General features: G+C 72.6%; 13 protein-coding genes. 7 read left to right on the top strand and 6 right to left on the bottom strand.

Annotated elements, in window-relative coordinates; translation table 11 throughout:
• Positions 1-75 precede the first annotated feature (75 nt).
• Positions 76-1,008 carry an alpha/beta fold hydrolase gene (locus EDF46_RS01490; RefSeq protein ID WP_123504506.1) on the top strand — a complete coding sequence of 311 codons (933 nt, stop codon included), beginning with the start codon at positions 76-78 and terminating at the stop codon, positions 1,006-1,008.
• Positions 1,005-2,063, top strand: a complete 1,059-nt coding sequence (locus EDF46_RS01485; RefSeq protein WP_123504505.1) for a glycosyltransferase family 1 protein — start codon at positions 1,005-1,007, stop codon at positions 2,061-2,063. The genes EDF46_RS01490 and EDF46_RS01485 overlap by 4 nt, the downstream gene beginning before the upstream one ends.
• Here the strand turns inward: EDF46_RS01485 and EDF46_RS01480 are convergent.
• Together EDF46_RS01480 and EDF46_RS01475 are read right to left on the bottom strand one after the other, a co-directional pair.
• On the bottom strand, positions 2,060-2,698 hold the full coding sequence (locus EDF46_RS01480; protein WP_123504504.1) for a histidine phosphatase family protein: 639 nt from the start codon (positions 2,696-2,698) through the stop codon (positions 2,060-2,062). The genes EDF46_RS01485 and EDF46_RS01480 overlap by 4 nt on opposite strands.
• Before the next feature lie 31 nt (positions 2,699-2,729).
• Entirely contained in the window at positions 2,730-3,578 is an 849-nt protein-coding gene (locus EDF46_RS01475; RefSeq protein WP_123504503.1) for a Sir2 family NAD-dependent protein deacetylase, read from the bottom strand.
• Between the two features lie 118 nt (positions 3,579-3,696).
• On the opposite strand from EDF46_RS01475, the gene EDF46_RS01470 reads away from it, so the two are divergent.
• Together EDF46_RS01470 and EDF46_RS01465 are read left to right on the top strand one after the other, a co-directional pair.
• Positions 3,697-4,530: an RNA methyltransferase gene (locus EDF46_RS01470; RefSeq protein ID WP_123504502.1), complete on the top strand. Its 834-nt coding sequence runs from the start codon at positions 3,697-3,699 to the stop codon at positions 4,528-4,530.
• Positions 4,527-5,777 (top strand): D-alanyl-D-alanine carboxypeptidase family protein, encoded by a 1,251-nt coding sequence (locus EDF46_RS01465; protein WP_158614129.1) that lies wholly within the window; start codon positions 4,527-4,529, stop codon positions 5,775-5,777. The genes EDF46_RS01470 and EDF46_RS01465 overlap by 4 nt, the downstream gene beginning before the upstream one ends.
• Before the next feature lie 26 nt (positions 5,778-5,803).
• On the opposite strand, the gene EDF46_RS01460 is transcribed toward EDF46_RS01465, so the two are convergent.
• Complete coding sequence (locus EDF46_RS01460) at positions 5,804-6,601, bottom strand: SGNH/GDSL hydrolase family protein (RefSeq protein WP_123504500.1); 798 nt, start codon at positions 6,599-6,601, stop codon at positions 5,804-5,806.
• A gap of 22 nt (positions 6,602-6,623) precedes the next feature.
• On the opposite strand from EDF46_RS01460, the gene EDF46_RS01455 reads away from it, so the two are divergent.
• Positions 6,624-7,871 carry an acyl-CoA dehydrogenase family protein gene (locus EDF46_RS01455; protein WP_123504499.1) on the top strand — a complete coding sequence of 416 codons (1,248 nt, stop codon included), beginning with the start codon at positions 6,624-6,626 and terminating at the stop codon, positions 7,869-7,871.
• Positions 7,872-7,947: 76 nt separating this feature from the next.
• Here EDF46_RS01455 and EDF46_RS01450 read toward each other — a convergent pair whose 3' ends face one another.
• Positions 7,948-8,970, bottom strand: a complete 1,023-nt coding sequence (locus tag EDF46_RS01450; RefSeq protein ID WP_233579750.1) for an alpha/beta fold hydrolase — start codon at positions 8,968-8,970, stop codon at positions 7,948-7,950.
• Positions 8,971-9,103: 133 nt separating this feature from the next.
• Here EDF46_RS01450 and dinB point away from each other — a divergent pair, with 133 nt between their 5' ends.
• Together dinB and EDF46_RS01440 are read left to right on the top strand one after the other, a co-directional pair.
• Positions 9,104-10,438 carry a DNA polymerase IV gene (dinB, locus tag EDF46_RS01445; protein ID WP_123504498.1) on the top strand — a complete coding sequence of 445 codons (1,335 nt, stop codon included), beginning with the start codon at positions 9,104-9,106 and terminating at the stop codon, positions 10,436-10,438.
• Positions 10,439-10,542: 104 nt separating this feature from the next.
• The gene (locus tag EDF46_RS01440; RefSeq protein WP_123505148.1) at positions 10,543-12,327 is read left to right on the top strand and encodes a DEAD/DEAH box helicase; all 1,785 of its coding nucleotides are present in this window, start codon (positions 10,543-10,545) and stop codon (positions 12,325-12,327) included.
• A 193-nt stretch (positions 12,328-12,520) separates the two neighbouring features.
• Here EDF46_RS01440 and EDF46_RS01435 read toward each other — a convergent pair whose 3' ends face one another.
• A complete protein-coding gene (locus tag EDF46_RS01435; RefSeq protein WP_123504497.1) occupies positions 12,521-12,727 on the bottom strand; it encodes a hypothetical protein in 207 nt (68 codons plus the stop codon).
• Between the two features lie 173 nt (positions 12,728-12,900).
• Positions 12,901-13,422: a hypothetical protein gene (locus EDF46_RS01430; RefSeq protein ID WP_123504496.1), complete on the bottom strand. Its 522-nt coding sequence runs from the start codon at positions 13,420-13,422 to the stop codon at positions 12,901-12,903.
• Between the last annotated feature and the right edge of the window lie 78 nt (positions 13,423-13,500).

Genomic DNA, 13,500 nt, shown 5'->3' with positions numbered 1-13,500 from the left:
CAGGTGGGCCCACTCTATGACGAGGGTGCCGGGCGTCGCCCAGATTGGCCGGACGGCCGTCCCTACACTGGTCGGATGATCACGCCTGTGCCGTCCGTCGCCTCGCCGTACGCCGATGAGCTCGCGAGCATCCCCACCGTGCGCCTCGAGGCCCGCGTGCTCGGAGCCACGGCGCGCTACTGGGTGTACGGCCGAGACGACGCCCCCACGACGATCGTCGCCGTCCACGGCTTCCGCGGCGAGCACCACGGTCTCGAGCCGGTGGTCGCCTTCCTCGACGGCGTCCACTCGGGCGCGGTCCGCGTGATCTCTCCCGACCTCCCCGGCTTCGGCGAGTCCGCGCTCCTCCCGGGCCGCGAGCACAGCACCGCCGTCTACGCCGAGTGGCTCCGCGGGTTCCTCGCCGCGATCGGCCAGGGTGCCGACACCGTCGTGCTGGGCCACTCGTTCGGGTCGATCGTGACGAGCGCGGCCGTCGCCTCGGGCCTCGACGTGCGCGCGCTGATCCTGGTCAATCCGATCGCCGCCCCGGCGCTGTCGGGCCCGCGCGGCGTGCTCACGCGCCTCGCGGTGTTCTACTACTGGGCGGGCGCCGGTCTTCCCGAGTCGATCGGCGGCCCGGTCCTGAGGCTGCGCGCCGTCACCCGCGTCGCGAGCCTCGCGATGGTCAAGACCCGGTCGAAGACCTTGCGCGCCTGGGTGCACGATCAGCACGACACCTACTTCTCGTGGTTCGCGTCGCGGAAGGTCGTGCTCGACGCGTTCAAGGCCTCCGTGTCGAGCGATGTGTCGACGTATGCGCGGCAGATCCGAGTTCCTGCGCTGCTGATCGCCGCCGACCGCGACGACATCACCGCCCTCCCGGCGCAGTACGAGCTCCAGGGCCTCTTCGCCGACGCGCAGCTCGACGTCATCCACGGCGTCGGCCACCTGATCCACTACGAGAAGCCCCGCGAGGCGGCGGCGATGATCACCGACTTCCTGGCGACGCTCGGGCCCGCGTCGTGAGGATCGTCGTCGACTGCCGCTACGTGCGCACCGGACGCCACGACGGCATCAGCCGCTTCACGGCGGGCGTCGTCGGCGAGCTCGCCGAGCTCCACGACGTGACGATGCTCGTGAGCGACCGCCGCCAGCTCGACAAGCTCCCGGACGCTCCGCACGCGCTGGTGTCGGCGCCGACCAGCCCCCTCGAGCCGCTCGTGGCGCTCCAGGTGAACCGCCTGCGCCCCGACGTCGTCTGGACCCCGATGCAGACCATGGGCACGCTCGGCCGCCGCTACCGGCTCGTGAAGACGCTGCACGACCTGATCTACTACACGAACCGCACGCCGCCGCCCGAGTTCGCAGCGCCCATCCGCCTGCTCTGGCGCCTCTACCACCTCGCCTGGTGGCCTCAGCGCCTGCTGCTCAACAGCGCCGACGCCGTCGTGACGGTCAGCGAGACGACGGCCCGCGAGATGGCCGACCACCGCCTCACCCGCCGGCCCGTGACCGTGGTCGCGAACGCGGCCGATCCGCAGGAGCCCGGGCGCAGGAACTCGCCGCCCACCCGCGACCTCGTGTACATGGGCTCCTTCATGCCGTACAAGAACGTCGTCGCGCTCGCCCGCGCGCTGAGCCTGCTCGCCGGCTACCGCCTCCACCTCATGAGCCGGGTCTCGGACGCCGAGCGCCTCGCCCTCGAGGCCTCGGCTCCCGAGGGGTCTCTGGTCTTCCACGGCGGTGCGAGCGACGAGGAGTACCGCGACACGCTGCTCGGCGCGACGGCCGTCGTCACCGCGTCGAAGGCCGAGGGGTTCGGCATCCCGGTGATCGAGGGCATGGCGCTCGGCACACCGGCCGTGGTCAGCGACATCCCGATCTTCCGCGAGATCGGCGGCGACGCAGCGCTCTACTTCGACCCGGAGTCGCCGGCGTCGATCGCCGCGGCCGTGCGCCGACTGGAGGAGCCGGGGGAGTGGGAGCGGCGCTCGGCCGCCGGGCTCGCTCAGGCGTCGCACTACAGCTGGGCGTCGTCGGCCGCGGCTCTGCTCGACGTGCTGGAGCGGGTGGGGCGCTAGGCGTCGCCGCGACCCTCGAGCGCGTTCTGGTAGTCGAACGAGTAGCGGCCCGGCGCCTCCGACTCGACCTCGATCGGATCGTCGAAGGCCACGAGCGCGAGGGCGCCGTCGACGACCTCGAACGAGTGGATGGACCCGTTGCGGATGGGCACTCCCGCGTTGGCGTCGGTCTCGGGCGCGACGTGGTTCACGATGCCGCGGATCACGGCGCCGTGGGTCGCGACCACGACGGACTGGCCGGGGCGCTCCTCGGCGATGGCGAGCAGCGCCGCCTCCACCCGCTGCAGCACGGCCGTGCGGCTCTCCCGCCCGGGCACGGCGACGCCGTCGGGGAACCGCGCCTCGACCTCCTCGAAGGTGAGGCCCTCGGCCTGGCCGTAGCTGCGCTCGACGACCTGCGGGTCGACGGCGGGCTCGTCGAGCCCGAGCCGGGAGGCGATGATGGCGCCTGTCTCGAACGCGCGGCTCAGCGGGCTCGCGACGACGGCGTCGAAGCGGCGACGGGCCAGCAGCTCGGCGGCGGCCGCGGCCTGCGAGCGGCCCCGGTCGTTCAGCGGGATGTCGGTCGATCCCTGGATTCGCCGGGCGGCGTTCCAGTCGGTCTCGCCGTGTCGCACCAGGTACAGCCGGGTCATGTCGTCCTCCAGAGGGGCGCCGACCGCGGGTTCACGCGGCGGCGAGCCGTTTGGCAAGGGCCGTCAGGGACTCCGACGTGCCGGCGTTCAGCTTAACGGCGGCGCGCGAGTCGCCTTTCGTCACCCCGCGGTTGATGATGACGACGGGCAGCTTCTTGCGGAGCGCCGTCTCGAGGAGGCGGATGCCGGAGTTCACGACCAGCGACGAGCCGGCGACGACGAGCGCCTCGGCCGACTGCACCATGGCGCGCGCCTCGGCGAAGCGCTCCACCGGCACGAACTCACCGAAGAAGACCACGTCGGGCTTCAGAACGCCGCCGCACACGGTGCACTGGGGCACGCTGAAGCCGGCGATGTCGGTCACGTCGACGTCTCCGTCGGGGTTCAGGCGGACCTCGTCGGGGCGGTCGAGCCAGGGGTTCGCGGCCGCCATGCGCTCGGCGATGTCGCCCCGCGCGAAGAACTGGCCGCAGGTGAGGCAGACGACGCGGTCGACGGTGCCGTGCAGGTCGACGACGCGCGACGAGCCGGCCCGCAGGTGCAGGCCGTCGACGTTCTGCGTCACGACGCCGTTGGAGATGCCGGCGGCCTCGAGGGCGGCGAGGGCGCGGTGCCCGTCGTTGGGCGCGGCCGTGGCGAAGTGGCGATAGCCGAGATGGCTGCCGGCCCAGTAGCGCTTCTGGAAGTCGGGGCCGCCCGAGGTGAACTGCTGGAACGTCATCGGGTTGCGGACGGGGGCGCCCTCGCCCCGGTAGTCGGGGATGCCGGAGTCGGTCGAGACTCCCGCCCCGGTGAGGACCGCCAGCTTCCGCCCCGCGAGCGCGCGGACCGCCGCGTCGAGCGTGCCGGTGCTGTCGGCCGGTGCGGTGGCTAGCGCCATGGTGGGGCTCCTGGTACATCTCTTTGCGAGGCGGGTGACGTTAGCCTAAACGGGAACCTTTACCGTTTTGTTTCCGCGAGCCACCGGCTTGCGGTGGCGCCCCGCCTTGGAGCCCTCCGTGCGCATCACCCGCATCACCGACCTCGACCGCGACGAGCTCGCCGACTACTCCCGCCTCACCGACGTCGCGCTCCGCCGCAAGACGGAGCCGGAGGGCGGGCTCTACATCGCCGAGTCGTCGAAGGTGATCCGGCGAGCCCTCGACGCCGGCCACGTGCCGCGCTCCGTGCTGCTGAGCGAGAAGTGGCTGGCCGACATCGAGCCCCTCGTCGAGCAGTACGACGGCCAGATCTTCGTCGGCGAGGCCGACGTGCTCGAAGAGCTCACCGGGTACCACCTGCACCGCGGCGCCCTCGCGGCCATGCACCGCCCCGAGCTGCCGAGCGTCGAGTCGGTGCTCGAGGGCGCCCGTCGCGTCGTCGTGCTCGAAGACATCGTCGACCACACCAACGTGGGCGCGATCTTCCGGGCGGTGGCGGGCCTCGGGGCCGACGCCGTGCTGGTGACCCCGCGCTCGGCCGACCCGCTGTACCGCCGCAGCGTGCGCGTGTCCATGGGCACGGTGCTGCAGGTTCCGTGGACTCGGCTGCCCGACTGGCCGGAGGGCGCGGAGTTCCTGCGCGCTGCCGGCTTCGACATCGCCGCGCTCGCGCTCCGCGACGACGCGGTGACGCTCGACGCCTACGCGGCCGACCCGCCCGACAAGATCGCCATGCTGTTCGGCACCGAGGGCGATGGCCTCTCGCACCGGGCGCTCGAGGCGGCCGACACGGTCGTGACGATCCCGATGCTGCACGGCGTGGACAGTCTGAACGTGGCGGCGGCGTCGGCCGTCGTGCTGTGGTCGCTGCGCGTCTCTCCGGGCTCGGGTGGCGCAGAGGCCGCTCAGTGAGCGCCCGCCGCTCGGCCCGCGGTCGCGGCAGCGCGCGCCGCCCCGGCGCCGTCCGTCGGCGGATCGCCGCCGTCGTCGTCGTCGCCGCCGTCATCGCCGTCGGCGTCTACGTTCCGGCCTCCCTCCTCGCCCCCATCGCACCCGCGTCGGCCGAGGTCACGAAGTACACCGCGCCCACCGAGAAGGCGCTCTCGCTGCGCTTCCCCGACTACGGGGCCACGGCGGTCGAGGCCGTCGGGTTCGACGACAGCCTGACGACCTCGGGCGACTCGAAGCCGCGCTCGATCGCGTCGATCTCGAAGATCGTGACCGCGCTCGTCGTGCTCTCGAAGAAGCCGCTCGACGGCGGCTCGGGGCCGGACATCACGTTCACGGCGTCCGACCGGGCGCTGTACGACACCTATCTGGCGCAGGACGGCGAGGTCGCCGCCATGCCCGCCGGTCTCACGCTCACCGAGAAGCAGACCCTCCAGGTCGCGCTGATCAAGTCGGCCAACAACTACGCCAGCGCGCTCGCCTACTGGGCGTTCGGCTCGAACCAGGCCTACGTCACGGCGGCGAAGGCCTGGCTGAAGGAGCACGGGCTGAACCACACGACGCTCGTCGAGCCGACCGGGCTGAACGCGGCCAACCGGTCGACGGCGACCGACCTCGTGAAGCTCGGCAAGCTCGCGCTCGCCAACCCCGACATCGCGTCCATCGTGTCGACGAAGTCGGTCGACATCCCCGTCGTCGGCACGGTCGAGAACTCGAACAAGCTGCTCGGCATCGACGACGTCGTCGGAATCAAGACCGGCACCCTCGACGAGGCGGGGGCCTGTCTCCTGTTCGCCACGAGAGAGGAGGTGCTCGGCCACACCGTGACGGTGGTCGGCGTCATGCTGGGCGGGGTCGACCACGACTCGCTCGACGTCGACGTGGCGAAGCTGCTGACGAGCGTCAAGTCGGGTTTCCAGACCGTCACAGCGGTGACGGCCGACGACGTGTACGGGTCGTACGACACCGAGTGGGGCTCGAACGCCCACGCTGTCGCCGCGAAGACGGTGTCGAAGCTCGTCTACGGGTCGGCGACCGTGAAGGCCGTTCCTGCGCTCGACACCGTGGGGGAGGCCACGGCCGGCTCGAAGGTCGGGACGCTCAGGGTCACGATCGGCTCGTCGGTCACCACCGTGCCGCTCGTGCTCGATCGGGCGATGACCGAGCCCGACGCGTGGTGGCGCCTGACGAACCCGTCGTCGGTGTTCTAGCCGCTATCGCATCTGCCGCTGAGCGGCTACGACTCCGTCCCGGCGCCGTAGGGCGGAACCGACATCGGCTCCGGCCGCTTCGGCCCCAGGCCGTCGCCCGACGACTGGTGGCGCACCCGCCGCAGCACCCACGGCACGAGGTACTCGCGCGCCCAGCCGATGTCCTCGCGGCGCGCCTCCCGCCACTGGCGGAGCTCGGCGGCGGGCAGCTCGGACGCGAGGAGGTCGTTGTCGACGGCGAGCGCGGCCAGCACCATGCGGGCGATCGTGTGGTGGCCGAGCGGCGAGAAGTGCAGACGGTCGGGCGCCCACATGCGGCTGTCGGCGAGGTCGCGCATCGCCCACATGTTCGCGACGACCGCGTCGTGCCGCAGCGCGATGGCCTGCACGTTCTCGTTGTAGATCGCGACCTTGCCCCGGATCCGGCCGAGCACCGGCGTCGCGCCGATGTCGGGCCCGGTGAACAGCACCACGGTGGCGCCCTGCGACGACAGCGTCTCGACGAGTCCCTCCAGACGGCCGGCGACCTCGTCAGGGTCGGTGCCGGGGCGGATGATGTCGTTGCCGCCCGCCGACACGCTGATCAGGTCGGGGCGGAGGTCGAGGGCGGCCTGCGCCTGCTCGTCGATGATCTGCTGCAGGAGCCGGCCGCGGATCGCGAGGTTGGCGTAGGCGAAGCCGTCGGTCGTCGAGGCGAGCACCTCGGCCACCCGGTCGGCCCAGCCGCGATTGCCGCCGGTCGACGTCGGATCGGGGTCGCCGATGCCCTCGGTGAACGAGTCGCCGATCGCGACGTAGCGGGACCACGGGTGGGCTTGTGTCATGGAACAAACGTACCTTTGAGGAATGGTGACCACGGAAGTTCCTGCGCCCCTGCTCTCGGCCGACCTGCTCGAGAGGTTCCGCGCGCGGGCAGCCGGGTACGACGCGGCCAACGCGTTTCCGCAGGAGGACTTCGACGAGCTCGTGGCGCTCGGCTACCTCAGGGCGGCCGTGCCGGTGGCGCAGGGCGGGCTCGGGCTCGGCATGCGGCAGATCGCAGCGCTGCAGTCACGCCTGGCGACGGCGGCCCCGGCGACGGCGCTGGCCGTCAACATGCACCTCGTCTGGACCGTCACGGCGTCGCTGCTCGCAGCGCGCGGCGACGACTCACTGCGGCTCGTGCTCGACGACGCGGCCGCGGGGGAGGTCTTCGCGTTCGGCGTCAGCGAGCCGGGCAACGACCTCGTGCTGTTCGACTCCGTCACCGAGGCGGCGCCCGACGGCGCGGGTGGCTATCGGTACACCGGCACGAAGATCTTCACGTCGCTCTCACCCGTGTGGACCCGCCTCGGCGTCTTCGGACGCACGCCGTCCGACGAGATCGCCCACGGCTTCCTGCGCCGCGACGACGGCGGCCACGAGTCGCTCGGCGACTGGGACACCGTCGGCATGCGCGCCACCCAGAGCCACACCACCCGCCTGACGGGGGCGCACGTCCCCGCATCCCGGATCGTGCGCGTGCTGCCCGTCGGGCCCTCGGCCGACCCGCTCGTCTTCGGCATCTTCGCCGCCTTCGAGACCCTCGTCGCCGCCGTGTACCGGGGGATCGCCCGCCGCGCGCTCGACCTCGCCGTCGAGGCCGCCACCGCGCGGACGTCCCGCCGCACCGGCGAGTCGACCGCCGCCGACCCGGTCGTGCGCTGGCGCATCGCCGACGCCGCCATCGACCTCGACGGTCTCGAGCCCCAGGTCGACACCATCGCGCAGGAACTCGACGACCTCGTCGACAACGGCCCCGACTGGTTTCCGCGTCTCGTCGGCCTCAAGGTCCGGGCCACCGAGACCGCGACCCGCGTCGTCGACCGGGCCGTGACCGTGGCGGGCGGCTCGTCGTACCGCGCCGACACGGAGCTCGGGCGGCTGTACCGCGACGTGCTGGCCGGACGGTTCCACCCGTCGTCGACCGACTCCGCTCACGCGACGGTGGCGAGCCGGTGGCTGGGGCCGGTGGGCGGGCCTGCGGGCGGCGGGCCGACGGGCGGCGGCGGGCCGACGGGCGGCGGCGGGCCGACGGGCGGCGGGCCAGACGCCGAGGCCGCGGACGAGCGCTAGACCCGCCGCCGCGGACGCACTCCTGCGCCGCTCCAAGGGGTCGGCGCCGTTCCGCGGGGTCCAGCGCCGAATGCGCTCACGCCCGCCGGATCGGCACGAACCCGCCGCCCGAACGGAGGGAGCCTGCCGATACGGCGGGCCTAGCGCGCCGACGCCCCGCGAACCCGTCGAGCGCCGCGGCCAGCGCCGCCATCTCGCGCTCCCCGCCGTGCGCCTCGTCCTCCACGATCGTGAGCGCGCTCCCCGCCCACGCCCGGTGCAGCCGCCAGGCCGTCGACGCCGGACCGCTGATGTCTCGCCGCCCGTGGACCAGCGCCGCCGGGATCCCGGCTAGCTCCCCGACGCGCCCCAGGATCGCCGCCGACCCCGGCAGGAAGCCGTCGTTCGACCAGAAGTGCGTCACCAGCGCCGAGAAGACCAGCCTCTGCGCAGGATCCACGTGACCCGCACCGCGCAGCTCCGGGCGGTCGAGCGACACGTGCACGCTCTCCCAGGCGTCCCAGGCCGACGCCGCGCGCTCCCGATCGGCCGGGTCGCCGTCGCGCAGGCGCCGCGCGTACGCGTCGACCAGCCGCTCGCCGGGCCGTCGCTCGGAGGCCGCCTCGAAGTCGTCCCACGCCTCCGGGAACACCCGCCCCACGCCCTCGGTGATCCAGTCGACCTCGTCGCGGCTCGTCGTCGTCACCGCCACGAGCGCCAGGGCGCGCACGGCGGCCGGGTGGGCCAGCGCATACGCCAGAGCGAGCGTCGTGCCCCACGACACGCCCGAGACCACCCAGCTGTCGAATCCGAGCTCCTCCCGGACCGCCTCGATGTCGGCGATCATCCGCTCGGTGGTGATGGCGCGCAGGAACTCGGGGTCCTCCGTCGCCCACGGGCGGCTCCGCCCGCTCCCGCGCTGGTCGATCCCCACGACGAGGTAGCGTTCCGGATCGAAGTGCCGCCGGTAGCCGCCCCGGCCGAGCGAGCCGCCGGGCCCGCCGTGGAGCCACAGCGCAGGAACTCCCTCCCGGTTGCCCGACGCCTCCCAGTAGAGCTCGGCCCCGTCGTCCATCGCCAGGTGCCCGTGCGCGAACGGCTCGATCGGCGGATACGTCACGCGTCTACCGTAGGCCGCCGTCGGCGCCTTCACGAGGGCTCGGAGAGCGGCGATCGTCGGACACCGCCGAGTGTCGGAGGGTCGTGACACCATTCTCTGGAGGGTCCGGAGAGGTCTCTCGGAAGGGCAGCGAGTGAGCAAGCAGGACGGCAGCGGCCGCCAGGTGACGGCGCAGCCGACCGACGACGCCACGGCCACGATCCTGCACGTCGACATGGACGCCTTCTTCGCGTCCGTCGAGCTGCTCGAGCATCCCGAGCTGCGCGGGCAGCCGGTCATCGTCGGTCATCGCTCGATGCGCTCGGTCGTCACCGCCGCCACCTACGAGGCCCGCAAGTTCGGCGTCAACTCGGCCCTGCCGATGGCCATCGCCCTGCGGCGGTGCCCTCAGGCCGTCGTGCTCGAGCCGCACTTCGAGAGGTACCGCCACTTCTCGGCGCAGGTCATGTCGATGTTCGACGACGTCACGCCCCTGGTCGAGCGCCTCGGCATCGACGAGGCCTTCCTCGACATCGGCGGGTCGCTCCGGCTGATGGGCTCGCCGTTCCGCATCGCCACGGAGCTGCGGCGACGAGTGCACGCCGAGACGGGTCTCCACTGCAGTATCGGGGCCGCCTCGACGAAGTTCGTCGCCAAGCTCGCGTCGGGCGTGGCGAAACCCGACGGGCTCCTGATCGTGCCGCACGGTGAGACCCTCGAGTTCCTGCATCCGCGCCCGATCGGCGCGCTCTGGGGTGTCGGCGGCAAGACCGAAGAGACCCTGCGCACCTACGGCCTGAACACGATCGGCGACGTCGCGCAGGCGCCGCTCGACACGCTGCGGCGCGCGATCGGGGTCGCCGGCGGCCAGAAGATCCACGACCTGTCGTGGGGGCGCGATCCGCGACGCGTCACGACGGCGTCGGAGGAGAAGAGCGCCGGCCACGAGGTCACGTTCGAGAACGACGTCGACGACACCGACCGGCTGCGGCGTGAGGTGTTCCGGCTCAGCGATCAGGTCGGCCGCCGACTGCGGGCGGCCGGGGCCACCGGCCGCACGATCGTGCTGAAGCTCCGCTTCGGCGATTTCGAGACCATCACCCGGTCGAAGACGCTCGCCGAGCCCACCGACCTCGGGCGACGCATCTTCGAGGAGGCCTGGGGCATCTACGAGGCGACCGACCACAGCGCATCCGGCAGCCGCAAGGCCACGCCGATCCGTCTCATCGGCGTGCGCGTCGAGCAGCTCGGCTTCGGCGGCGCGGGCTCCGGGTCGATCGGGCTGTGGGACGACGACGCCGACTGGCGCGCCTCCGAGACCACCATGGACGCCCTCCGGGCCCGCTTCGGCGCCGGGAGCATCACCTCGGCCAGCCTGCTCGGCGACTCGACCCGCCGCATCTCGCGCGGCGGCCCGGTGCCGCGCGTCGGCGTCGAGATCGAGCCTGACGCGCCGTCGGCGTCCGAGCAGCGCCCTCGGGCCGAGTAAAATCAGTGGCAGTGACTATCGCCGAATCGTTCGACCCCGACAGGCCCGAAGGCCGTGGGTCGGCCGAACCCTCCCTCGAAGTGGAGCCCGCGCTCGACATCGGCGTGGTGGCCGGCAACAGCGCCGCCGAGCACCTCTCGCCCGCCTTCCCGGAGCGCGCGGCGTGGGGCACCGCCGGCAAGCTCCGCGCCTGGCAGGCCGAGGCCCTCGAGAAGTACTTCGCCGCCGAGCCCCGCGACTTCCTCGCTGCTGCGACACCCGGCGCCGGCAAGACCACTTTCGCCCTCCGCCTCGCGACCGAGCTGCTCTCGCGCGGTGACATCGACCGGGTCGTCGTGGTCGCACCGACCGAGCACCTCAAGCGCCAGTGGGCCGACGCCGCCGACCGCGTCAACCTCCGTCTCGATCCGATGTTCAAGAACGCCGACGGCACCTTCGGCAGGCACTATCACGGCGTCGCAGTCACCTACGCGCAGGTCGGCATGAAGCCCGAGGTGCACAGGGCGATCACCGAGGCCGGCCGCACGCTCGTGATCCTCGACGAGGTGCACCACGGCGGCGACGCCCTGACCTGGGGCGACGGGATCCGCGAGGCGTACGGCAAGGCCACCCGCCGCCTGTCGCTCACCGGCACCCCCTTCCGCTCCGACACGGCGCCGATCCCGTTCGTGCAGTACGCGCCCGACGAGCACGGCATCCGCACGTCGCAGTCCGACTACTCGTACGGCTATGGGCGCGCCCTCGCCGACGGCGTGGTCCGCCCCGTCCTGTTCATGGCGTACGCCGGTGCGATGCGCTGGCGCACGCGCATGGGCGACGAGATGAGCGCCACCCTCGGCGAGGCCGTGACGAAGGACATCACCGCTCAGGCCTGGCGCACCGCCCTGTCGCCGCAGGGCGACTGGATCGCCGCGGTGCTGAGCGCGGCCGACAAGAGGCTCACCGAGGTGAGGCGCGGTGTGGCCGACGCCGGCGGCCTCGTCATCGCGACCGATACGACCGCCGCTCGTGCCTACGCATCGATCCTCACGAAGCTGACAGGGGAGCGCCCCACCGTCGTGCTCTCGGACGAGAAGGCCTCCAGTGACCGCATCGCCGCATTCTCCGTCGGCGAGTCGCGCTGGATGGTGGCCGTCCGGATGGTGTCCGAGGGCGTCGACGTCCCGCGCCTCGCCGTCGGCGTCTACGCCACGTCGGCCTCGACGCCGCTCTTCTTCGCGCAGGCCGTGGGCCGCTTCGTCCGCGCCCGCCGTCGCGGCGAGACCGCCTCGATCTTCCTCCCGAGCGTGCCGTCCCTCATGGCCCTCGCCGGGTCGCTCGAGCTCGAGCGCGACCACGCCCTCGACCGCCCGACCGACTCCGACGACGGCATCTTCACCTCCGAAGAAGACGCCATGGTCGCCGAGGCCAACCGCGAGGAGAAGGCGTCGAGCCTCCTCGAGCAGCAGCCGTTCGAGGCCCTCGACGCACAGGCGAACTTCGACCGCGTGCTCTACGACGGCGGCGAGTTCGGCCAGTCGAGCGAGGTCGGCAGCCTCGAGGAGCTCGACTTCCTCGGCCTGCCTGGTCTGCTCGAGCCCGACGAGGTCCGCGAGCTCCTGCGCCAGCGCCAGGTGACGCAGGCCGGCCGCTCGAAGAAGCAGCCCAAGACGGGCCTGCCAACCCAGGCCGTCGAAGAGGCTCGGCCTCTCTACATGACGATCAAGGAGCAGCGGCAGGAGCTGAGCCGCCTGGTCTCGATCTGGTCGCGCCACTCCAACGAGCCCCACGGCGCCATCCACGCCGAGCTCCGCCGCATCTCGGGCGGGCCCGCCGTCGCGCAGGCCAGCACCGACCAGATCCAGCGCCGCATCGACGTGCTGCGCGGCCGCATCGGCAACCGGCGCTAGCGCCGCCGCCGGGCGCGCGCCCCGCGTCGCTCGCAAGGACTCCTGCGGTAGACGTCCTTGTGGCGGTGGCACCCGACGCGACTCTTCCTTGTGGGGCTTGCGCCTCACCGCCGAACTCCTTGTGGGCGCACCAGGCGTCCTTGCGAACGCGCAGTCGCCCCGCGACCGACGGGCCGTGCCGAGTGCGCCGGCGTCAGTCGTCGAGGCCGTCGCGGTGGCGCCACCACGCGGTCTCGGCGTGCACGGCCGACGTGTAGACGCCGAGCGCGACCCGCTCGTCTTCGACGAGCGACCAGCTCGTCAGCTTGTAGCCCCGCGCGAAGGACTCGACGAGCGCTTCGGGCTGAGCATCGTCGCGCGCGCGGACCAGCCAGGTGTCGGGGCCGGTCTCATCGAGCATGAGGCGATTTTACTCGCCCCGCCCTACGGCACGATGCGGAGGCGTGCACGCTCGCAAGGACAGGCGGCACGTTCACGAGGAGAACGGCCGCGCCGTGCAGGCCCCACGAGGAGAACCCCCGCATCGTGGATGAGCCACAAGGACGTCCACGTCAGACGTCCTCGCCAGCACGCCTACTTGCGACACGCCCCGCACCCCGGCCGCACGGCCGGCACGGCCCGCCCCACCCCGACGGCGCCGCGGTCGACGAATCCGCCGACCCCCTCGTCGTGCGCCACGTACGCCGCCCGCACCCGGTACCCGGCGTCGGCGGGCACCTCGAGCAGCGCCCGCAGCCACGCCGCGTCGTCGACGGACAGCACGCCGGGCCCGGGCCGCTCGTGCACGAACACGAACGACGCCGCGCCGTACTCCTCGTGCAGCAGCGCCAGCGCTCCGTGGAAGCCGTGCTCGGGCCGGTGGGGCAGCTCGCCGATGGGCATCATCAGCGGCATCTGCACGTCGTCGGCGTCGAACAGCAGCAGCCAGATCTGCGCCACGAGCGCGCAGGGGATCAGCTGCCTCACCCGCACGTCGAGCGCGTCGCGGGTGGCGAGGCTCTGCTGCGAGTCGAGGTAGTGGGGCGGGGAGGCCTCGCACGCGCAGACGGCGGCGGGCAGGGCGGGCAGGGCGGAGTGCGATGTCGTCGTGTTCATCCGACGATGGTGGGGCACGCGCAGCAGTTCCTGCCGGCGCTCTCCACAGGCCGGGAGCGACTACTCACAGCCCCCGGG

Source organism: Frondihabitans sp. PhB188, from assembly GCF_003752365.1.
GTDB lineage: Bacteria > Actinomycetota > Actinomycetes > Actinomycetales > Microbacteriaceae > Frondihabitans.
The sequence above is the reverse complement of the archived record's forward strand: the minus strand, read 5'-3'. Positions and strand labels throughout refer to the sequence as shown.